This is a genomic window from Polaromonas sp. CG_9.7, from assembly GCF_015752205.1.
GTDB lineage: Bacteria > Pseudomonadota > Gammaproteobacteria > Burkholderiales > Burkholderiaceae_C > Polaromonas.
This window is the reverse complement of the sequence record NZ_JADOVG010000006.1, coordinates 184,433-204,607: the sequence shown is the minus strand read 5'-3', so window position 1 is coordinate 204,607 and position 20,175 is coordinate 184,433. Positions and strand designations below refer to the sequence as shown.

18 protein-coding genes and 2 tRNA genes are annotated in these 20,175 nt (G+C 60.0%); 10 read left to right on the top strand and 10 right to left on the bottom strand.

Annotated features, from left to right (window positions below; all coding sequences use genetic code 11):
• Positions 1 to 478: 478 nt before the first annotated feature.
• A tRNA-Ile gene (locus IWX87_RS08610) sits at positions 479 to 555 on the bottom strand.
• A gap of 24 nt (positions 556 to 579) precedes the next feature.
• On the bottom strand, positions 580 to 1,593 hold the full coding sequence (hrcA, locus tag IWX87_RS08605; protein WP_196863107.1) for a heat-inducible transcriptional repressor HrcA: 1,014 nt from the start codon (positions 1,591 to 1,593) through the stop codon (positions 580 to 582).
• A 48-nt stretch (positions 1,594 to 1,641) separates the two neighbouring features.
• On the opposite strand from hrcA, the gene IWX87_RS08600 reads away from it, so the two are divergent.
• The 3 genes from IWX87_RS08600 to rapZ all read left to right on the top strand — a co-directional run bounded on the left by IWX87_RS08600 (position 1,642) and on the right by rapZ (position 5,195).
• A complete protein-coding gene (locus IWX87_RS08600) occupies positions 1,642 to 2,520 on the top strand; it encodes an NAD kinase (RefSeq protein ID WP_196863106.1) in 879 nt (292 codons plus the stop codon).
• Positions 2,521 to 2,554: 34 nt separating this feature from the next.
• Positions 2,555 to 4,216 (top strand): DNA repair protein RecN, encoded by a 1,662-nt coding sequence (gene recN / locus IWX87_RS08595; protein WP_196863105.1) that lies wholly within the window; start codon positions 2,555 to 2,557, stop codon positions 4,214 to 4,216.
• 121 nt (positions 4,217 to 4,337) lie between these two features.
• A complete protein-coding gene (gene rapZ / locus IWX87_RS08590; protein WP_196863104.1) occupies positions 4,338 to 5,195 on the top strand; it encodes an RNase adapter RapZ in 858 nt (285 codons plus the stop codon).
• A 148-nt stretch (positions 5,196 to 5,343) separates the two neighbouring features.
• On the opposite strand, the gene mutY is transcribed toward rapZ, so the two are convergent.
• The 3 genes from mutY to mutM all read right to left on the bottom strand — a co-directional run bounded on the left by mutY (position 5,344) and on the right by mutM (position 9,369).
• The gene (mutY, locus tag IWX87_RS08585) at positions 5,344 to 6,501 is read right to left on the bottom strand and encodes an A/G-specific adenine glycosylase (protein ID WP_196863103.1); all 1,158 of its coding nucleotides are present in this window, start codon (positions 6,499 to 6,501) and stop codon (positions 5,344 to 5,346) included.
• Entirely contained in the window at positions 6,498 to 8,486 is a 1,989-nt protein-coding gene (locus IWX87_RS08580; RefSeq protein WP_196863102.1) for a dynamin family protein, read from the bottom strand. The genes mutY and IWX87_RS08580 overlap by 4 nt, the downstream gene beginning before the upstream one ends.
• A 67-nt stretch (positions 8,487 to 8,553) precedes the next feature.
• Entirely contained in the window at positions 8,554 to 9,369 is an 816-nt protein-coding gene (gene mutM / locus IWX87_RS08575) for a bifunctional DNA-formamidopyrimidine glycosylase/DNA-(apurinic or apyrimidinic site) lyase (protein WP_196863101.1), read from the bottom strand.
• Between the two features lie 122 nt (positions 9,370 to 9,491).
• On the opposite strand from mutM, the gene IWX87_RS08570 reads away from it, so the two are divergent.
• From IWX87_RS08570 to pth, 7 genes are all read left to right on the top strand, one after another.
• Positions 9,492 to 11,288 (top strand): lipopolysaccharide assembly protein LapB, encoded by a 1,797-nt coding sequence (locus IWX87_RS08570; RefSeq protein WP_196863100.1) that lies wholly within the window; start codon positions 9,492 to 9,494, stop codon positions 11,286 to 11,288.
• Positions 11,289 to 11,303: 15 nt separating this feature from the next.
• On the top strand, positions 11,304 to 11,816 hold the full coding sequence (locus IWX87_RS08565; protein WP_196863099.1) for a lipoprotein insertase outer membrane protein LolB: 513 nt from the start codon (positions 11,304 to 11,306) through the stop codon (positions 11,814 to 11,816).
• Positions 11,817 to 11,859: 43 nt separating this feature from the next.
• Positions 11,860 to 12,753, top strand: coding sequence for a 4-(cytidine 5'-diphospho)-2-C-methyl-D-erythritol kinase (gene ispE, locus IWX87_RS08560; RefSeq protein WP_196863127.1), 894 nt, complete (start codon positions 11,860 to 11,862; stop codon positions 12,751 to 12,753).
• A gap of 75 nt (positions 12,754 to 12,828) precedes the next feature.
• Positions 12,829 to 12,905 (top strand) — tRNA-Gln (locus tag IWX87_RS08555).
• A 215-nt stretch (positions 12,906 to 13,120) separates the two neighbouring features.
• Positions 13,121 to 14,095 (top strand): ribose-phosphate pyrophosphokinase, encoded by a 975-nt coding sequence (locus tag IWX87_RS08550; RefSeq protein WP_196863098.1) that lies wholly within the window; start codon positions 13,121 to 13,123, stop codon positions 14,093 to 14,095.
• 109 nt (positions 14,096 to 14,204) lie between these two features.
• Entirely contained in the window at positions 14,205 to 14,861 is a 657-nt protein-coding gene (locus IWX87_RS08545; protein WP_196863097.1) for a 50S ribosomal protein L25/general stress protein Ctc, read from the top strand.
• A 140-nt stretch (positions 14,862 to 15,001) separates the two neighbouring features.
• Positions 15,002 to 15,661, top strand: coding sequence for an aminoacyl-tRNA hydrolase (gene pth, locus IWX87_RS08540; protein ID WP_196863096.1), 660 nt, complete (start codon positions 15,002 to 15,004; stop codon positions 15,659 to 15,661).
• 83 nt (positions 15,662 to 15,744) lie between these two features.
• Here the strand turns inward: pth and IWX87_RS08535 are convergent, their stop codons facing one another.
• From IWX87_RS08535 to IWX87_RS08515, 5 genes are all read right to left on the bottom strand, one after another.
• Positions 15,745 to 16,014 carry a YfhL family 4Fe-4S dicluster ferredoxin gene (locus IWX87_RS08535; RefSeq protein WP_196863095.1) on the bottom strand — a complete coding sequence of 90 codons (270 nt, stop codon included), beginning with the start codon at positions 16,012 to 16,014 and terminating at the stop codon, positions 15,745 to 15,747.
• 4 nt (positions 16,015 to 16,018) lie between these two features.
• Positions 16,019 to 16,516, bottom strand: a complete 498-nt coding sequence (gene coaD / locus IWX87_RS08530; RefSeq protein WP_196863094.1) for a pantetheine-phosphate adenylyltransferase — start codon at positions 16,514 to 16,516, stop codon at positions 16,019 to 16,021.
• A 99-nt stretch (positions 16,517 to 16,615) separates the two neighbouring features.
• Entirely contained in the window at positions 16,616 to 17,290 is a 675-nt protein-coding gene (gene rsmD, locus IWX87_RS08525) for a 16S rRNA (guanine(966)-N(2))-methyltransferase RsmD (RefSeq protein ID WP_196863093.1), read from the bottom strand.
• A complete protein-coding gene (locus tag IWX87_RS08520) occupies positions 17,287 to 18,642 on the bottom strand; it encodes a pitrilysin family protein (protein WP_196863092.1) in 1,356 nt (451 codons plus the stop codon). The genes rsmD and IWX87_RS08520 overlap by 4 nt, the downstream gene beginning before the upstream one ends.
• A gap of 29 nt (positions 18,643 to 18,671) precedes the next feature.
• On the bottom strand, positions 18,672 to 20,174 hold the full coding sequence (locus IWX87_RS08515; RefSeq protein ID WP_196863091.1) for a pitrilysin family protein: 1,503 nt from the start codon (positions 20,172 to 20,174) through the stop codon (positions 18,672 to 18,674).
• Between the last annotated feature and the right edge of the window lies 1 nt (position 20,175).

Here is a 20,175-nt window from a genome sequence, read left to right as displayed (position 1 = left end):
CTGCCTAAAAATAAGGCAGGGCAAGTAAAACACCTGGGTCAGTTTTGGATCGGCACAACTTCTATAAGTGGGTCAGTTTTCGGTCGGCGTCAACATGAAAGAGTCCACTTGCGATGATTCCCTAAGGCCCTGACCTATAGGCATGTTCCTAAGGCGTGTTCCTAAAAGGGGGTCTTGAGGCAGTATCGGCGGGTCGAAACTGGCCTTCTTGGGGGGATTGTCTAAGGAATGATCCCTAAGGAAACTCTCCCAAGGCCTCGGAGGGCAGGGAAACCTGCTTTTCGGATCGCAAGTCTGGGCAGGGTCTTGATACCGATGCCAACAGTCCTGAAACTTGATTGCAGCCAAGCAGTCATCGGATGTTCCATTGATGGCCACATGGTACAGAACCGAGTACTTATGACGGCATGGCGCAGGTATGAATGATGAAATGAAAAAGCCTGCTACGTTTTAAATAGCAGGCTTTCCATATCTATCTTGGTAGGGCGTCACGGACTTGAACCGTGGACCAAAGGATTATGAGTCCTCTGCTCTAACCAACTGAGCTAACGCCCCTTCCACTGGCAGATTGTAGTGTCTCTATTTGCTGTGACTGAGCGCTGTACTGACCAGTTTGGACGTGATATCAACAATCTGGATCATTTTTTCATAGGGCATGCGCATTGGCCCGATTACCCCCAGTGTGCCGACAACCTGACCATCGACTTCGTACGGTGCGGTCACCACCGACAATTCATGGAAGGGAATGACCTGGCTTTCGCCGCCGATGTAGATGCGTACCCCCTCGGCGCGGCTGGAAACATCAAGCAGGCGCATCAGTTGCGCCTTTTGCTCAAACAGGTCGAACAGCTTGCGAAGGTTGTCCATGTCGCCTGAAAAATCACTGACCGCCAGCAGGTTTCGCTCGCCTGAAACGACCACCTCATCACGCGACTCAATGGCTTCTGAGCTAACCACGACCGCTTCCTGCATCAGGGAAGCGATTTCTCCCCTGAGCACTTCCACTTCATTTTTCAGCCGTTCCCGCACTTCTTCGAAAGCCATGCCGGCATAGTGAGAATTCAGAAAATTCGACGCTTCGATCAATTGCGAGGCGGTGTAGTCGGTTTCGGTGAAGATGACGCGGTTCTGCACATCGCCGTCGGGCGACACGATGATCACCAGAAAACGCTTTTCAGACAGGCGCAAAAATTCGATATGCCGGAATACTGAAGTCCGGCGCGGTGCCATCACCACGCCGACAAATTGGGACAGGCTCGACAGCATGTGCGCGGCATTGCTGATCACCTTGAGCGGCTGGTCAGGTGCAATACGTGCCATCTGGCTGGCCACCGTCAGGGGGTCACGCTGCGTGGTCAGCATAGTGTCGACAAAAAGGCGATAGCCCCGTGCCGTCGGAATGCGTCCAGCGGACGTGTGCGGGCTGACGATCAGACCGAGATCTTCCAGGTCGCTCATCACGTTACGGATCGTGGCGGGCGACAACTCCAGGCCTGAAGCCTTGGAAAGCGTGCGCGAACCGACCGGCTGGCCGTCCGCAATATAGCGTTCAACCAGCGCTTTCAACAACAAACGGGCGCGACTATCAAGCATGGGGACATTCTACGAAGCTTGGTTGGCAGGTTGTGATGTAATTTGACGATGAAGTCGCAATTCCGCCATGTCGCACTGATCGGCAAGTACCAGGCCCAAGGCTCCCGTTCAGCCTTGGAACACATTGCGCATTTCTTGGGCTCGCAGGGTTGTGAGGTGGCACTGGAGGAGGACACGGCGCGCAATACCGGCTTGAGCCAGTTCCCGACGCTTGATGCGGCCGGAATTGGCGCGCAGTGCGATTTGGCCTTGGTGGTGGGCGGTGACGGCACCATGCTGGGCATTGGGCGCCTGCTGGCCCAGTTTGGCGTGCCCGTGGTTGGCATCAACCAGGGGCGGCTGGGCTTCATCACCGACATTGCTTTTGAAGATTACCAAGATACCCTGACGCCGATGCTGCGCGGGGAATTCGAGGAAGACCGGCGCTGGATGATGCAAGCCAAGGTCATGCGCGATGGCCATTGCGTTTACAGCGCCACGGCCATGAATGATGTCGTGGTCAACCGGGGAGCGACCTCAGGCATGGTCGAGCTGCGCGTCGAAGTCGATGGTCGGTTCGTTGCCAACCAACGTGCCGACGGCCTGATCATTGCGTCACCTACCGGTTCAACGGCCTACGCGCTTTCAGCGGGCGGTCCTTTGCTGCACCCTTCGATTGGCGGCTGGGTGCTGGTGCCCATTGCCCCGCATAATTTGTCCAATCGGCCTATCGTGCTTTCAGACACCGGGGAAGTTGCTATTGAAATGGTAGCGGGTCGGGACGCAAGTGCCAGCTTTGACATGCAGTCGCTGGCCAGTTTGCTGCATGGTGACCGGATCACCGTCAGGCGTTCAGAGTTCCAGATGCGCTTTTTGCATCCCAAGGGCTGGAGTTACTTTGACACGCTGCGCAAAAAACTTCACTGGAACGAAGGCGTCGTGGGCTGAGCGCTACCGCTTTTGCATTGAACTGCACCAAGATATGAGCATCAAAAGCATTGCCCTGCGGGATTTCGTGATCGTGCGCGAACTCGATCTTGACCTGATGGACGGATTCACCGCACTGACCGGCGAAACCGGCGCCGGCAAGTCGATCCTGGTGGGCGCCCTGCAACTGGTGCTCGGCGCACGTTCCGACGCAGGGGTGGTGCGCGAAGGCGCCGGGCGCTGCGAGATCAGTGCCGAATTCGACAGCCCTGCCCGGCTGGCGCCATGGCTTGAGCAGGCCGGCCTCGAGTCCGGCGACACCCTGCTGCTGCGCCGCACGGTGGATGCGCAGGGCAAGAGCCGGGCGTGGATCAACGGCAGCGCGGTCACCGTCACCCAGCTCAAGGACATCGGCAGCCAGCTGGTGGACATTCATGGCCAGCATGCCTGGCAAAGCCTCACGCGCCCGGACGCCGTTCGCGGCCTGCTGGACTCGTACGCAGGGGTTTCGACCGACCTGCTTTCGTTGCGCTGGCAGGAATGGCGCATGGCGCAAAAAACCCTCGCGCAGGCGAAAGATGCCCAGGAGAGCCTGGAACGTGAACGCGAACGGCTGGCGTGGCAGATTGGGGAACTGGGCAAACTGGCACCCGGCGAGCAGGAATGGGAAGAACTGAACACCCAGCATGGACGGCTGTCAAACATGCAGGACTTGCGAGAAGCCGTGCAAACAGCGGTCGACGCCTTGCGAGAGGCCGATGACAATGCCCTGACGCTGCTGAGCCGCGCCATTCAGGCGCTGGAAAACCAGGCCCAGATAGAGCCGGAATTCAAGGAGCTTGCCGCAGTCTTGCATACGGCCATGGCGCAAATGGACGACACCGTACATTCTTTGCGTGCCTATGCCCGGGACGCCGAACTCGACCCCCTGCGGCTGGCCGAACTGGACGAACGCTTGGCGCAATGGATCAGCCTGGCGCGCCGTTACAAGCGGGCACCTGCCGAACTGCCTGAACTGCTGGCATCTTGGAAGGCTGAGATGCGTGCACTGGACGAGGCCGCTGACCTGGTTCAGCTTGAAAACAAAGAGGGCTTGGCCAAAGCCGGGTACATGAAGGAGGCCGGCGAAGTTTCGCACCTGCGAAGCCTGGCAGCGCCCTTGCTGGCCAACGCCATTACCCAAGCGATGCAAGGCCTTGGCATGCAAGGCGGCAGCTTTGAAGTTGTGCTAGCCCCAGCGGAACAGCCGGCGCAGCATGGGCTGGAGCAAGCCGAGTTCCTGGTTGCCGGACATGGCGGCAGTACCCCCAGGCCGGTGGCCAAGGTGGCTTCGGGAGGCGAGCTGTCCCGCATCGCGCTGGCCATTGCCGTCACCACCAGCCAACTGGGGCAGGCCCAGACCCTTATTTTTGACGAGGTGGATTCCGGCGTGGGCGGCGCAGTCGCTCAAACTGTTGGCCGGCTGATGCGTCAACTCGGCCAGGACCGGCAGGTCATGGCAGTGACGCACTTGCCACAGGTGGCAGCGTTTGCCAACCAGCATCTCGTGGTGTCAAAACGCTCGGAACACGGCACCACGTTGAGCAGCGTCGAGCATGTAACCGGCCAAGTGCGCGTGACCGAAATTGCACGCATGCTGGGAGGGGAACGCCTTTCGGGGACCACGCTTGCACATGCCACCGAAATGCTGGGGCAATCCCCTAAAGAGGGGACATAACGACATGGCTTGATACCATCAGGGCCATGAACATTTGTCTGCTGAATTACCTGGATACGCCCTGCCGCCATGACCGTTTAAAGGCAAAACGCCATTCGTTACGTGCCGAAAGGTTGATGTGATGGAAATGATTCTTATCACCGGCATGTCGGGCTCGGGCAAGTCGGTTGCGCTTCATGCGCTTGAAGATGCCGGTTATTACTGCGTGGACAATCTTCCGCCAGAACTGCTTTCACCCTTTGTAGCCTTGAAGCGGCCGCACAATGCCTCAAAGCTGGCCATCGCCATGGATGTCAGGAGCGCAACGTCGCTGCCGCTGGTGCCGCAGCAGCTCAGGGAGTTGAAAGCCCAGGGGGTGCAAGTCCAGTCGCTCTTCCTTGATGCCAACACCGACACGCTGGTGCGGCGATTTTCAGAGACCAGACGCTTGCATCCGCTGTCAAGAATCGACGCCACCGACCAGCATCGGGCACTGGTCGATGCCATCGAACTTGAAAGAACGCTGCTGGCTGAGATGCGCGAACAGGCGCATGTGATTGACACCAGCATGATCCGGTCGGCCCAGTTGCAAGGCTATGTGAAATCGCTGCTTCAGCATCCTGGACGTCAACTGACCCTGGTGTTTGAGTCGTTTGCCTTCAAGCGCGGCGTGCCGCTGGATGCCGATTACGTGTTTGATGTCCGCATGCTTCCCAACCCTCACTACGAGGCAGGGCTGCGGCACCAGACGGGCCGTGACAAACCAGTGGCAGATTTTTTGAGGTCGCATTCGGAGGTGGACGACATGTTCCGCCACATCGAGCAATTCCTCAGTCACTGGCTGCAGGCCCTGGTGCGCGACCACCGGAGCTACGTCACGGTGGCGGTAGGCTGCACGGGCGGCCAGCACCGTTCGGTTTACCTGGTGGAGACGCTGGCAGCGGCCTTTGGCAAGGATTGGCCAACGCTGAAACGGCATCGCGAACTTGAAGCGGGTTGATCCGCCGGGCTCAACCTTTGCGCGATATCTCCCTGTCATTGTCTGACGGCGCTCGGTATGCCTGATTTCTTATTGCTACATAATTCATAGCTGTAAAAACATACTGGTATTGCGCAAAAATCTTTCTCTTCTTAAAAAAACTTACTGGTTAAGCCTTGATCGCTCCAAACGACGGGTCGGCGCTATCTTGCGACAGCAGCTTGCGAATGGGCGCGGGCAGACCCAGCGCAGGCCATGCCTGCGGACTGAACCAGGCGGCCGGACGGCTCTCGGACACCATCGACGCAGGCATGGGCTGATCGGCCTGAAAACCTGCAATCCACGGCGACAAATACAGATCCTTGTGCGTCAGGACATGGACAAAGGCCGGCAGGGCCTCGACACGGCCCTCAAGGCTTTCAGGCAGAAGCGACTTGAACGCGTCATCGCTGTCAAACACCGGCAGGCAATATAACCCGCTCCAGATACCGGTCGCAGGACGCTTTTCAAGCCACACTGAACCGTCGGGTCGTTGGGCCCACAACAGGCTGAACGACTGGGCGCTGCGCTTGAGCTTGCGGGTCTTGACCGGGTATTTTTCAGGCTTTCCCTGTGCGCGTCCAAGACACAGCGCCTGCACCGGACACAGCAGGCACTTGGGCTGCCGGCCGGTGCAGATGGTGGCACCCAGGTCCATCAGTGCTTGGGTGTAGCGCGGCATGGCCTGCGCCAGGTCTTCATGCGGGAGCAACTCGGTGGCCAGGTTCCAGAGCGCTCGTTCCTGGGCAGCCTGCGCCATATCACCAGAAAATCCCAGTACCCGCGTGAGCACCCGCTTGACGTTCCCGTCCAGAATGGCGACCCTTTCTCCAAAGCAGAATGAGGCGATGGCAGCGGCAGTCGAACGGCCGATGCCCGGCAAGGTCTGCAGTTGCCCGGCCGACGCTGGAAACTGCCCGTTGTGCAGCGACATCACATCCTGCGCACACCGATGCAGGTTGCGCGCGCGGCTGTAATACCCCAGCCCGCTCCACAAGCTCATCACCTCGTCGTCAGAAGCAGCAGCCAGATCGCCCACAGTGGGAAAACGCTGCAAAAACCGGTCGTAATACGTCAGCACCGTGACGACCTGGGTCTGCTGCAGCATGATTTCGGACAGCCAGACCCGGTAGGGATCGCGTGTGTTTTGCCATGGCAGGCTGTTGCGACCATGGGTTTTCTGCCAATTCACGATGTCATTGGCGAACGAAGACGGAAGGCTTGCGCCAGCCTCAAAAGGTTTGCCGGTTGGAAGCCGTCCAGCGCTATCTGATGTACTTTGCGTCATGCCAATTCAGCCAAAGGTGTGTGCGCAGCATGACCTGCACAGTCTGGGAGTGGTTGCAGCGCAAATGGCAAAGGCTCCATATTTAGAAGCTGCGAGGTCAAGTCTCCAAGCATGGTTTCCATGGCTCGAAGCCGGATTAGCTGCTGATTTATTTCGGAAATTCGTTCATCCAGCATTAACGCGGCCTGATCAATGCGCGCGATGGCATCGAGGCGCTTGTCAAAACTCTGGCGCCTTTCGCGCATTTGTGCATCGAGTTGTGCAGATGCTGACTGGTTCCACAGTTCAACTTCGCCCAGAGCGGACTCAAAAACCATGCGCATGCGGCCGCTCAGTGCACGCACAAGTCTGTCTGAAAACCCGGCCTGCGCCATCCGCATCACATTGCCCAAACTGATGTATTGCAAATGGCTGCGCTCGATCAGTTCGAGGTCCTGCACAGACTGCTTCATGTCGGGCGCCCGCCCTGCCTTTAGTGAAAAACCAAACTCTGCGTTGATCTGCCCGAAGGACGAATCCAGCATTGCCTGTATTTCAGCCATGGTCGTTTGCGCCTGGTGCAACGTTTTGCGCAAGCCTGAAAACGTTTCTGAATAGGTTTTTTTCAGGCGCAGCTTGATGCCGGGCTGCTTGAGCGCAGCGGTCAAGCCGGCAAGTTCTGCCCTGAGCGTCGGCAGGCCCAGCAAATGGACAACATCGCCCAGCAAACTGTTGTGCACTGTACGAATCGCATGCAGCCTGGCACTGCTGCCTGAAAACTCGGCCTGCTCGTGCTCGATCCGCTTGCGCATGCGCTGGATGACCGAGCTGTGTTTCCCCCGCAATCCGCGCAGTTCCAGCATCTGATCGGTCTGGTCACGACGGCGCATGGTTAATGCGCGTGCGGCCTCGTTGTTCAATTCCTGAATACTGGCGGCGACAGCCGTGCGCAGAATGTTCTGCCTCTGTCCTATCAAACTTTTTGCCAGGGCCAATTCAAGCACTGGCAACTGGCTGGCCTGCAACAGCACATCGTCATGCGTGATTTTGGCAACCAGCCCCTTTTGTGCCGATACGGCCAGCACCTGCGAACACTGCAATCCCAGGATCTCGGCCGAGCGTGCACTTTTTCGGTCGATCTGCGCCTGGACCTGTTCAGGCGTGCTCAGCGCATCCCATAAGGTGTCGATCTTGTTGAGCACGACCAGCCGGTTGTCACTGCCAGTTGCGCCGTTGTCCAGATGCTCCTGCCAGATGGACAGGTCAGACCGGGTCACACCCGTGTCGGCCGCCAATACGAATACCACGGCATGCGCCTGCGGAATCAGGCTGACGGTCAGTTCAGGCTCCGCGCCGATGGCATTGAGCCCCGGGGTGTCAAGAATTACCAGCCCCTGCTTGAGCAGGGGATGCGCAATATTGACCAGTGCATGGCGCCATTTCGGCACCTCGACCCGGCCATCGGCCGCTATTGGCGGATGGTCTTCAGACCGGTCGTCATTCCAGAAGCCGAGGGCGCGTGCCTTTTCAAGCGTCACATGCTGCACTTCGGCGGCTTTCTCGAATGCCTCTGCCAACTGGGCGGGATTGTCCACCTGAAGCTCAATCTGAAACCATTTTTGAGGCATCAGACGCCACGCCATCAGGGCCTGCGGCTGCATTCGCGTTTCGATGGGCAACAAGCGCAGGCAAGGCACCATTTCAGGGTCATAGCCCAGTTCGATCGTACACATGGTGGTCCGCCCGGCACTGGCCGGCATGATGCGGCGACCATAGCCAGCGAAGAAAATGGCGTTGATCAGCTCGGACTTTCCACGGGAGAACTCTGCCACAAATGCCACCATGACCTTGTCGGAGCGCACCTGCGCCTGCAGTCTGAGCATCCGGTCTTCCATCGCAGCGTTGAGCAGGCCCTGCTCTTTCACCCACTCGGCAAACCGTTTGAGGCGCAAGGCGAAATCACGCCGCCAAGCGCCTTGCTGGTCAAATTGTTCGTTGAAAGACATGCGCTGTGGTCATAAAAATGGTCGAGGCAATATAGCACCCGGGTCCCAGCCGACCACGTTTAAAAACTCAGGCTTTTTGACAGATGGCGCAATAAAAAGTGGAGCGCTGGCCCTGCCGAATACTCTTGATCGGCGCAGCGCAAACCTTGCACGGCAAGCCGGCCCGGTCATAAACCATGGCGTCAAGCTGAAAATGGCCCGCCTCGCCATCGGCGTTGGAAAAATCCCTGAGGGTGCTGCCGCCCTTGGCCACAGCATTTGTCAACACCGTCTGAATGGCGTGATGCAAAAGGGCAGCGCGCGGCTTGCTGATCCGCGATGCACGGGTGGTGGGGCGGATGCCCGCCAGAAACAAGGCTTCGGAGGCATAGATGTTTCCGACACCCACCACCGCATGGCCCGCCAGCAACAAGGGCTTGATGGCGGTATTGCGCACGTTGAGCCACTGATGAAAAACCAGCGCGTCAAACGCCTCGCTGAGCGGCTCGGCACCCAGCCGACCCAGCAGCTTTTGCGCCGCAGCATCAGCTTCACCCGCCGCATAGACCACGGCCCCAAAGCGGCGTGGGTCGTGCAACCGCAAGGTGCCCAGGCTGGTCACCAGGTCAAAATGATCATGCTTGCCCGGCGCCGGCAAATTGGCGCCAAAGCTGAGGCTGCCCGACATGCCCAGGTGCATCAGCAGCAGGCCTTCGCTCAAGTCCAGCAGAAGGTACTTGCCCCGGCGGCGCACGGCCAGCACCTGCTGGCCATGCAGCTGCGCGCCCTCGCAGCCCAAAGGCCAGCGCAAGGGTTTTCCCACCATCACGAATTCGATGCGGGCGCCTGCAATGCGACTGGCAAAACTCAGGCGGGTGACTTCGACTTCGGGCAGTTCAGGCATGTGTTTAAAACTCTTCGGAAAAACATGAGGCTTGCAAAGCCGGGCACAAGAGGCGTCACTTTTGGTATCTGGGTGCATGACCAGCGCAAAGCGCCAGCAGAAGCCTTCAATTATCATGGGCGATGAAGAAAAAATCCGGCTTTGCTTTTGCCTGTCTGTGCCTTGTTGCCCCGTTGGTGCTGGCGCAGGCCAGAACGCCCGAGACCCCTACACCTGCCAAACCTGCCACCGTAGCGGGTCTTTCGGAAGACAAGGCGGCGCAAGCATCGGCAAGCGTGTCTTCGCTGGACGGCGAGTTGTTCTATCAGGTATTGGTTGGCGAGCTGACGGCGCAGGAGGGCGAAGCTGCCGCAGGCTTTGCCCTGCTGCTCGACGCAGCCCGGAAAACCGGCGATGCCCAGCTTTACCAGCGGGCCAGCGACATTGCGCTGCAGGCTCGCTCGGGCGATGCAGCGTTGCAGGCCGCGACGGCATGGAAGCAGGCGTTGCCTGCGTCCCGGGAGGCCAATCGCTATGTCCTGCAGATCCTGGTTGCGCTGAACCGCGTTGCCGACACCGTCGAGCCACTGAAAACCGAGATCAGGATGGTGCCCGATGCCGAACGTCTGGCCATGCTGGCGGCCATACCGCGCATTTATGTCCGCGCCAGCGATCGCAAGCTGGCGGCCAGCGTGGTCGAAACCGCTCTGGCCGACTACCTGACGCCTACCGCTTCGGCAAGCGCCGCCTGGACCACGGTCGGACGGATGCGACTGGCAGCGGACGACCAGCCTGGCGCCTTTGAAGCGGCTCAACGCGGCCAGGCAGCCGATCCACGTGCCGAAGGCCCGGTGGTGGTAGCGCTCGAACTGTTTGACCCAAAGCGGCCCGAAGCCGAAGCACTCGTCAGAAATTACCTGGCCGGTGGCCAAAGCCCGTCCACGGCGCTGCCTGAAATCCGCATGGCCTATGCCCGCGTGCTGCTTGATGCGCAGCGCTATGCCGAAGCGACTGCGCAGTTGCAGATCGTCACGCAAGAAAAATCTGACTATCCCGAAGGCTGGCTGGTGCTCGGTTCGTTGCAGTTGCAGGACAACCAGCTGGAAGCCGCCCAGGCTTCGCTGGAGCGTTATGTTGCGCTGGCCGCACAGGCCCCCCAGATCGAACGTAACCCCGGCCTGGCACAGGCTTATCTCTTGCTGTCGCAACTGGCCGAAAAGCGCAAGGACTATGCGGCGGCCGAAAGCTGGCTCGTCAAGATTGAAAACGCCGCCGACCTGGTGCAAGCACAAATTCGCCGGGCCTCCATTTTGGCCAGACAGGGCAAGATGGAAGAAGGCCGCAGCCTGATTCGTACGCTGCCCGAACGAACGGATGAAGAAGCCAGGCTGAAACTCAATGCAGAAGTAGGCCTGCTGCGCGAGTTCAAGCAGTACCGTCAGGCCCGCGAACTTCTGGCGCAGGCACTGGTCAAAACCCCCGAAGATACCGACCTGCTGTACGAGCAGTCGATGGTGGCTGAAAAGCTCGGGCTGGCCGACGAAATGGAGCGGCTGCTGCGCCAGGTGATCCAGCTCAAGCCAGACCACCATCATGCCTACAACGCGCTGGGTTATTCACTGGCCGATCGCAATGTCCGGCTCTCCGAAGCGCGCGATCTGATACGAAAGGCCATCGAGTTCGCGCCAGCCGACCCTTTCATCAAGGACAGCCTGGGTTGGGTTGAATTTCGCCTCGGCAACTCTCTTGAAGCCGCGCAAATTTTCGAAGCCGCTTTCAAAGCCAAGCCCGACGCTGAAATTGCCGCGCACTACGGCGAAGTGCTTTGGAGTCTGGGGCAGCGAGACCGCGCGCTGGCCATCTGGAAAGAAGGCCAGCTCATCAACGCCGACAACGAAACGCTGCTTGAAACGCTTAAACGCTTCAAGGTGACGCCATAAAAACAGGGATCCGCCTTGCACTTTACCCACCGGCTGCGCGCCCTGCTTCTTCCCGGATTTCTTTTTGCTATCATTTTAATAGCTGGCTGCGCACGTCCAGTAAGCGGCACAGCCTTAAATTACTCAAAAATCGAGTTCTGGACAGGTCGTATCAGCCTGAATATCAAAAGCGAGCCTGAGCAGTATTTCTCTGCAGGCTTTGAACTCAAGGGCAAGTCCGAGCGCGGTGAACTGACGCTGATCAGCCCGCTGGGCAATGTGCTTGGCGTGCTGCGCTGGGCACCCGGGGAAGCCGAACTGGATTCGGGCAACAGCAACATCCAGCGCTTTGACTCGGTCGATGCCCTCATGGCGCAGACCACGGGCGCAGCTGTTCCACTGGCTGCGCTGTTCGCCTGGCTGCAGGGCGACAACGCCACAGCCAGTGGCTGGTCAGCCGATCTTTCGAGGCAAAGTGAAGGCCGCATCGCCGCCACCCGTATGCAGCCCCTGCCCCAGGCGGATCTTCGTGTGGTGCTCGACCAATAGCACCTCGCCTGACTGCCCAACCCCTGTTCTGAAGGTTTCCCGCGTGACGCGTTTTCCACTTTCCTCGCGACCGCTTAAGGCCCTGTATGACGTGCCGGCGCCGGCCAAGCTCAATTTATTCCTGCACATCACCGGCCGTCGGCCCGACGGCTACCATCTGCTGCAATCGGTTTTCATGCTGATCGACTGGTGCGACACACTGCATTTTGAACTGCGCACTGACGGGAAGATCAGCCGTACTGACCTGAAAAGCGACCATGGCGCTGAATCCGACGCACTACCAGACGAAGATTTGGCTGTGCGCGCCGCCCGCTCCTTGCAGGCAGCTTGCGGCACATCGCTGGGCGTTCATATAGGCTTGGAAAAAAATATTCCGTCGCAAGCTGGCATGGGCGGCGGTTCGTCGGATGCGGCCAGTTGCCTGCTCGCGCTGCAGCGGCTGTGGGGCGTTCGTCTGCCCGAAAAAGACCTACAAACTTTGGCGCTTTCATTGGGCGCAGACGTTCCTTTCTTCCTTTCGGGCGGCCATGCCTGGGTCGAGGGAATTGGCGAGAAAATCACGCCGCTTGCTTTGCCATCTGCGCGGTTTTTGGTGGTTAAAACACCTGCGGGGGTGTCAACGCCAGAAATTTTTAAGGCTTCAAGCCTGAAACGTGACACAGCGACTGCTACAATGCTAGGCTTTGCTGCATATGCTGACGGACAGGGTTTTAACTTTGGCCATAACGACTTGCAGCCGGTAGCGCAAAAGCTTTGCCCGCAGATTGGCCAGTCACTTGAGTGGTTAGAATCGCAGCAGCTTTCAGGACGCATGACCGGCTCGGGAAGTGCTGTATTTGCACAGATTTTTGAAGAGACTGACTTGTTAGATGCCCCTGGCGGCTGGCTGGTTCGCAAGTGCAAAAATCTGGAGATGCATCCTCTGGCGAGTTGGTAAACTACCGGCTTTCTGGAATGCGACTCGCAAGCAACGGTTATAGGTCGGTTGTTGGCAACAACAACTGTCCTGTGTAGGGGTGTCGCCAAGTTGGTTAAGGCACTGGATTTTGATTCCAGCATTCGCAGGTTCGAATCCTTCCACCCCTGCCAAATTTCCAGACCTGCCAGTTGCAGGTCTGAGTTGATCCAGGCGCTGCATGGTTGCAGCGCTTCCAGACCCGCAAGTGGCGGGTCTGTGTGTTTAGAAAGACTGCAACGCAACTCACTGCCAAGTCCGCGTTGCACATTGCTTTCAGTGCGTATTTTGCTTCGATAAATAGTTCACTCCACTTTCAAGTCCGTCCGCAGCCGGACTTCATACGCAAATGCATCACCCCGACTTCATGGTTTTCACCGGCAATGCCAATCCTGACCTGGCCGCAGAAATTGCCCATAACCTGGGCATTTCACTGGGCACCGCCCATGTGGGACGATTTTCAGATGGCGAAGTCACTGTCGAAATTCAGCAAAATGTCCGTGCCCGCGACGTGTTCGTGGTGCAGTCGACCTGCTCGCCGACCAATGACAACCTGATGGAACTGCTCATCATGGTGGACGCGCTCAAGCGCTCATCGGCTGACCAGATCGCCGCCGTGATCCCTTATTTTGGCTATGCCCGGCAAGACCGCCGTCCGCGTTCGGCGCGCGTTCCCATCACCGCCAAGGTGGTGGCCAACATGCTGCAGGCTGTTGGCGTCACCCGCGTCCTGACCATGGACTTGCATGCCGACCAGATTCAGGGGTTCTTCGATATTCCGGTGGACAACATCTATGCTTCGCCCGTGCTGCTGGGTGATCTGCGGCAGAAAAACTACACCGACCTGATGGTCGTGTCGCCCGACGTTGGCGGCGTGGTGCGTGCCCGTGCCCTGGCCAAGCAACTCGGTTGCGATATGGCGATTATCGACAAGCGCCGCCCCAAGGCCAATGTGTCCGAAGTCATGCACGTGATCGGCGACATTGAAGGCCGCAACTGCGTGATCATGGACGACATGATCGACACCGCCGGCACCCTGGTGAAAGCGGCCGAGGTGCTGAAAGAGCGCGGTGCCAAGAAAGTCTATGCCTATTGCACCCACCCGATCTTCTCGGGACCGGCCATTCAGCGCATCACGGAGGGCGATGCACTCGATGAAGTCGTGGTCACCAACACCATTCCGCTAAACGCCAACGCGTTGGCCTGCAAAAAAATTCGCCAGCTCTCCGTGGCGCCGCTGATTGCTGAAACCATGCAGCGCATCGCCAAGGGAGAGTCCGTCATGAGTTTGTTCTCGGATCAAGACCAGCCTGATCTGATCTGAAGCAAAAAAGCCGGCTGCTCAGCCACAGAACCTTTCGAGGCTTGAAATTTGAGCAGTCTTTTGAAGTCAGGGTGAGACTGGTCGCGGTCCGCCCATTTTGGAGAAGATTATGAAATTCGTCGCTTTTGAGCGCGCAAAGCAGGGCACGGGTGCGAGCCGCCGTCTCCGCATCACCGGCCGCACGCCCGGTATTGTTTATGGCGGAACCGCCGAGCCGATCCTGATCGAAATCGATCACAACGCCTTATGGCACGCCATCAAGAAGGAAGCTTTCCACGGCGCCATTCTTGAGATGGAACTGGCCGGCACGGAACACAAGGTTCTGCTGCGTGACCTGCAAATGCACCCGTACAAGCAGCAAGTCCAGCACATCGACTTCCAGCGCGTTGAAGCCCGCACCCGCATGACCGTCAAAGTACCCGTGCATTACAGCGGCGAAGAAGAATCCCCAGCCGTCAAAACGGAAAACTGCATCGTCAACCATGTGTTGACCGAAATGACTGTTTCCTGCTTCCCGGCCGACATTCCTGAATTCATCGCCGTTGACCTGAGCGCACTGACCAAGAGCAGTTCGCTGCGCGTCAAGGACGTTTCGCTGCCAAAGGGTGTGAAAGCTGTTGCCAAAGGCCAGGTCAACCCTGTCATGGTCTCGGTGACGCCGATTGTCGAAGAAGTCGAAGCCGCACCTGTCGAGGCTGTGGATCCAAAAGCCAAGCCTGGCGCAAAGGGCGGCAAGCCTGCAGCAAAACCTGCAGCCAAGAAGTAATTCCCGGCTTGCGGCATCAGCCTGAAAAAGGCTGTGCCCAGGAAAGTGGCCCTTACCCTTTCACAAGGCTAAGGGCTTTTTTTATGCGCGGGTGCTTCTGCTACGCTGTACCGCCCTCCCCTTTCTTTATTGCATACCCCATGATCAAGTTGTTTGTCGGCTTGGGCAACCCAGGCCCGGATTACGAAGCGACGCGCCACAACGCCGGCTTCTGGTGGATCGACGCGCTCTCGCAAGAACTGAAGGCGCCACTCGGCCTCGACAAAAACTACCACGGCCAGGTTGCACGCACCACGGTCAATGGCCAGACCGTCTGGCTGCTCAAGCCACTGACCTTCATGAACCTGTCGGGCAAGTCAGTGGCGGCATTGGCGCGATTTTTCAAGGTCTTGCCCGGCGAGGTGCTGGTCGCGCATGACGAACTCGACATCGTTCCCGGCCAGGTCAAGCTCAAGTTTGGCGGCAGCCATGCCGGGCACAACGGCCTGCGCGACATTCATGCACAACTGGGTTCGGCCGATTACTGGCGCCTGCGCATCGGCGTGGGACACCCGGGCGTGAAGGCTGAAGTCATCAACTGGGTGCTGAAAAAGCCTTCGCAGGAACACCGCGTGGCCATCGAGGACTGCATCGTGCGCAGCCTCAAAGCCGTTCCCGACCTGCTCAGGGGCGAAATGGAAAAGGCCACGATGCTGATTCATACCAGCCAGCCGCCGCGCCCGAAACCGCCCAGGATGACGACGCTGCCGGAGGGTGCGGCCAGCGACACTGCTGCAAACGTATCAAAGCCGACGTCATGATTACTATTATTTTGATAGCTTCTTGAGCTTACTGAATGTGCGCAAAGTGCCTATTTGATGCATAAAATGCAGCACCAGCGGCCTCAGCGTACCAACACCACCGGGATCACCGCTTGAAGCCGGTTGTATTTTTCCCAAAGCGTTTCCCGGGTTTCGCGGTGCTGCGGGTCCACAGGAATGCATGCCACCGGGCAGACCTGCACACACTGCGGCTCGTCGAAGTGGCCGACGCATTCGGTGCATTTGTTCGGGTCGATCTCGTAGATCTCGGCACCCAGGAAAATCGCCTCGTTCGGGCATTCGGGCTCGCACACGTCGCAGTTGATGCATTCGTCGGTGATCAAGAGGGCCATTGCATCAATCTCCCTGTTTCGCGTGAACGGATGCCAGCGCGGCTGCAACGGACGGGCTCACCATCGGGCCGACATCGCCACCGAGCTTGCTGATCTCGCGCACCAGTGTGCTGCTGATGCAGGCCAGCGGCGCCTCGGGCAGCAGGAACACGGTTTCGACCTGTGGACGCAGCTTGCGGTTCATGGCGGCCATCTGGGCCTCGTAGTCAAAGTCGGTAAGGTTGCGAATGCCGCGCACCACGGCACAGGCGTCTTGCACGGCGCAGAAATCCATGATCAGGCCGTCAAATGGCAGCACCCGGATTCCCGCTATGCTTTCAGTAGCATCTCGCACTTGCTGGACACGCGTATCCAGTGAAAATAGTGTCTTTTTGTGATGGGCAACGGCCACCGCGATGACCAGCTGGTCAAACAGCCCGGCGGCGCGGCGCACCACGTCGCCATGGCCGAGAGTGAACGGATCAAAAGTGCCGGAATAAACAGCAATGCGGGGGGTGGACATGGGCCGAATTATGCCCTTGCCCCGCGCCTGGGCCACCCCGGCACCGGGTGCAACCCTGCAGCCCATGCGGACGCTTGAGGCGCTTGCACCCGACCCGGCTCAGCCCGGCACGGGCTCGGCCGGCAGATCGCTTTTGACCAGCAAATGAAAATGCACAGCACCGGCCTTGGCGCTTCGGTGGACCTTGAGCCCCAGCGGCAGCAGCTCGTCGTCCTGCCAGGCACGGGGCGCCTCCAGGTACACCAGGCCGGTCGGGCTGATCGCCTGGGCTGCGGCCTTGAGCGCCGACTCGAACACGCTGGAGTCGAAAGGCGGATCGATCAACACCAGCTGCATGCTGCCGGCGTCCAGCCGCTTGAGCGCGCTCAAGCCGTCGCCGCGCTCAATGCGCACCGCGTCGGTCTTGAGCCTGGCCTGCACCGCCTTGAGCTGCACCACCAGGCCGGGGTCCTGCTCGCACAGCAGCACGTCGGCCGCGCCGCGCGAGGCGGCTTCAAAGCCCAGTACGCCGGTGCCGGCGAACACGTCGGCGCAGCGCCAGCCGGTCAGGTCCTGGCCCAGCCAGTTAAACAGCGTTTCCCGCACGCGGTCGGGCGTGGGACGCAGGCCGGGATGGTTCGGCACGGTGAGTTTGGTGCGCCGATACTGTCCGCCAATGATGCGGATTTCGCCGGACGGCTTGAGGTGGGCCGTGCCCTTGGGCTTGACGGTGTGGGCCTTGGCCGAAGGCTTGGCGGCGGGCTCGGGGGCGATGGGTTTGGGTGTGTATTTCATTTTGCGGCTCCGAGAATAACAGTCACCATTTTGTCGGGCTGGACTTTGCGCGCAAAAGCCGCCTTGATATCGGCCACGCTGACTTTTTCGACCTGCTGCGTCCAGGTGTCGAGGTAGTCGAGCGGCAAGTCGTTCCAGGCAATGCCGGCCAGGTTGGCCAGCAGCTTGCGGTTGCTGTCAATGCGCAGCGCAAAGCCGCCCACCAGATTGTCCTTGGCCGCCTTCAGTTCGGCCTCGGTCGGGCCGCTGGCGACAAAATCACCTACCACCTGGCGCGCGATCTGGACCGCCTGCGCCGCCTGGTCGGGCCGGGTCTGCAGGCCGACGGTGAAGCTGCCGGCATGCAGGCCGGGCGAGAATGCGCTGGAAATGCCATAGGTCAAGCCGCGTTTTTCGCGCACTTCGTTGGTCAGGCGCGAGACGAAACCGCCGCCGCCCAGAATATAGTTGCCGACCGTCATCGGGAAGTAATCAAGGTCGGCACGCTTGAAACCGGGCTGACCGATCAGCACCTGCGCCTGCGCCGAATCAAAGGGAATGGTGATGTTTTCTGCTTGCGCGAGTGGCGCCACGTCGGGCACGGCCGGCAACGGCGGCAGGCTGGCGCAGGACACCGAAGGCAAGCGTGACAGCAAGCGCGCCGCCATGGCATCGGCCTGCGCCCGGGTCACGGCACCCACCAGGCTGACGCGGGCGCGGCAGGCGACCACGCCGACGGCATGCGCGGCCTGCAAATCTGCAACGCTGATGTTCGCCAGCGTCGCCTCGGTCATTTCATAGCCATACGGATGGTTGCCATACACCGCCTTGGCGTAGGCCCGGCCCACAACGCTGGCCGGACGGGTGTAGGACTCCTTGAGCGCGGCATCCAGGCGCTGGCGTTCGCGTTGCCAGACCGCATCGGGATAGGCCGGCTCGGCAATCTGGCGCGCTGCCAGCGCCACGGCCTGGTCAAGCAGGGCCGGGTCGGTCAGCGAGCGCAGTGAAAAGCTCATGCGGTCGGCCGAAGCACCGGCGCCAAAGTTAGCACCCAGATCGGCCCAGGCCTCGCCCAGGGCGTTTTCATCCAGCGCCGGAGCGCCGTCTTTTTCGCGCACGCCTTTTTCCAGCATGTTTGCGGTCAAGCTCGCCAGTCCGGCCTGGCCGGGAGGGTCGCGACGGCTGCCGGCGTCAAAGTCAAGCTGCACGTCGACCATCGCAATGGCCGGGCTTTCCACCAGATAGACCTGCGCGCCGCTGGCCTGCGTCCAATGCTGGACAGGAATCGCCGCCTGTGCAGAATTATGAACAAAAAGGCCTGTTGCGCATACTGCCATTGCACAAGCAGCTATTTTTTTAGTAGCAATCGTCATAAAGATATTCTTTCGATTCAGGAAACCGTTCAACGCATCTCGGCACTGGCCGCCGCGTTGGCAGGGCGCGGCTTGGGCTTGGACGCCAGCGGCTGGGGCAACAAGGTGGACACGGTCATCTGGTCGTCGCCAAAGTACTTGCCGGCCACGGCCTGCACTTCGGCAGACGTCACCGTGCGCAGCTGGGCAATCAGGCGCGTGCCAGCGTCGAGCGGCAGGCCCTGGACCCAGTTGGAGCCCAGTTCTCGCGCCTGGCTGAACACCGAGTCGAGCTTGTAGGTCTCGCTGGCCACCCACTGCGTCTTGACGCGCTGGAGTTCGGCCTCACTCACGCCGTCACGCGCCACCACGGCGACCTGCTGGCGCAGGGCGTCGGCCACTTGCTGCGTGGTTTTGCCATCGGCGGGCACGCCGTTCAATGTGAACAGCTGCGGCCCCCGGCCAATCAGGCCGCTGGAAGCGCCGGCGCTGTCGGCCACGCGGCCGTCTTGCTGGCCCCGTCCCTGCACCAGCGCGCGCTCCAGCCGTGCGCCGCTGTAGCCGTCCAGCACGGCCGACAGCACCGTCAGCGCCAGCGCCTCGCGGCTGGCGGCGGCGGTGGGCGATGCGGCACCCACCGCAACGGCCAGATCGGCCGGCTGCACCTTGGGCACCTTGAACGCCATGCTCACATAGGCCTGGCTGGCGGGCGCCTTGAGATCGATGCGGCGCATGCCCGCCTGCTCGGGCTCGGTGCGCGGCTTGCGCACGGGCACGGGACGCGCAGGAATGGCACCATAGTATTTTTCGGCCAGTTTCCTGACCTGCGCCACGTTGACATCGCCGGCCACCACCAGCGCCGCGTTGGCCGGAACATACCAGCGCTGGTAGAAGCTGCGTACATCGTCCGGCGTCATGGCGACCAGGTCGCTCATCCAGCCGACGATGGGGCGGCGGTATGGAGACGCCAGAAAGGTGATGGCGCTGGCCTGTTCATGGAGCATCGCGTGTGGCGACTCCTCGGTGCGCATGCGGCGCTCTTCCTTCACCACCTCGATCTCGCGCTTGAATTCTTCGTCAGGCCACTGGCTGTGGCCAAAACGGTCGGACTCCAGACGCATCACATCTTCAAGCTTCGCCGCCGGAATTTGCTGGTAGTAGCCAGTGCTGTCGCTGCTGGTAAAGGCATTCTCCTGACCGCCCAGGGCCGCCACGCGCCTGGAAAACTCGCCCGCCTTGACCTTGGGTGTGCCCTTGAACATCATGTGTTCGAGCGCGTGGGCGACGCCTGACGTGCCGTCAACCTCGTCCATGGCACCCACCCGCACCCAGAGCATATGCGCCACCGTCGGCGCGCGGTGGTCGGGCTTGACGATGACCGTCAGGCCGTTGGCCAGCGTGAACTGCTCGACTGTCGCGGGCGCCTGGGCAAAAGCTGCCTGACCCAGGCCGGCGGTCAGGGCAGCCGACAGCAGCAGCCCTGTAAAACCGCTCGCCGGGCGTTGAAAAAACAATACGGGGGGCTTTACGCCCATCTGCTTGAGGTGTTTCATA

Excerpts from the sequence above, each read along its gene's own strand:
- pth (WP_196863096.1), top strand. The coding sequence starts at position 15,002 with ATGATCAAGTTGTTTGTCGGCTTGGGCAACCCAGGCCCGGATTACGAA.
- mutM (WP_196863101.1), bottom strand. The coding sequence starts at position 9,369 with ATGCCTGAACTGCCCGAAGTCGAAGTCACCCGCCTGAGTTTTGCCAGT.
- IWX87_RS08570 (WP_196863100.1), top strand. The coding sequence starts at position 9,492 with ATGAAGAAAAAATCCGGCTTTGCTTTTGCCTGTCTGTGCCTTGTTGCC.
- coaD (WP_196863094.1), bottom strand. The coding sequence starts at position 16,516 with ATGTCCACCCCCCGCATTGCTGTTTATTCCGGCACTTTTGATCCGTTC.
- IWX87_RS08520 (WP_196863092.1), bottom strand. The coding sequence starts at position 18,642 with ATGACGATTGCTACTAAAAAAATAGCTGCTTGTGCAATGGCAGTATGC.
- IWX87_RS08580 (WP_196863102.1), bottom strand. The coding sequence starts at position 8,486 with ATGTCTTTCAACGAACAATTTGACCAGCAAGGCGCTTGGCGGCGTGAT.
- mutY (WP_196863103.1), bottom strand. The coding sequence starts at position 6,501 with ATGACGCAAAGTACATCAGATAGCGCTGGACGGCTTCCAACCGGCAAA.
- IWX87_RS08550 (WP_196863098.1), top strand. The coding sequence starts at position 13,121 with ATGCATCACCCCGACTTCATGGTTTTCACCGGCAATGCCAATCCTGAC.
- hrcA (WP_196863107.1), bottom strand. The coding sequence starts at position 1,593 with ATGCTTGATAGTCGCGCCCGTTTGTTGTTGAAAGCGCTGGTTGAACGC.
- rsmD (WP_196863093.1), bottom strand. The coding sequence starts at position 17,290 with ATGAAATACACACCCAAACCCATCGCCCCCGAGCCCGCCGCCAAGCCT.
- IWX87_RS08545 (WP_196863097.1), top strand. The coding sequence starts at position 14,205 with ATGAAATTCGTCGCTTTTGAGCGCGCAAAGCAGGGCACGGGTGCGAGC.
- IWX87_RS08515 (WP_196863091.1), bottom strand. The coding sequence starts at position 20,174 with ATGAAACACCTCAAGCAGATGGGCGTAAAGCCCCCCGTATTGTTTTTT.
- rapZ (WP_196863104.1), top strand. The coding sequence starts at position 4,338 with ATGGAAATGATTCTTATCACCGGCATGTCGGGCTCGGGCAAGTCGGTT.
- recN (WP_196863105.1), top strand. The coding sequence starts at position 2,555 with ATGAGCATCAAAAGCATTGCCCTGCGGGATTTCGTGATCGTGCGCGAA.
- IWX87_RS08535 (WP_196863095.1), bottom strand. The coding sequence starts at position 16,014 with ATGGCCCTCTTGATCACCGACGAATGCATCAACTGCGACGTGTGCGAG.
- IWX87_RS08600 (WP_196863106.1), top strand. The coding sequence starts at position 1,642 with ATGAAGTCGCAATTCCGCCATGTCGCACTGATCGGCAAGTACCAGGCC.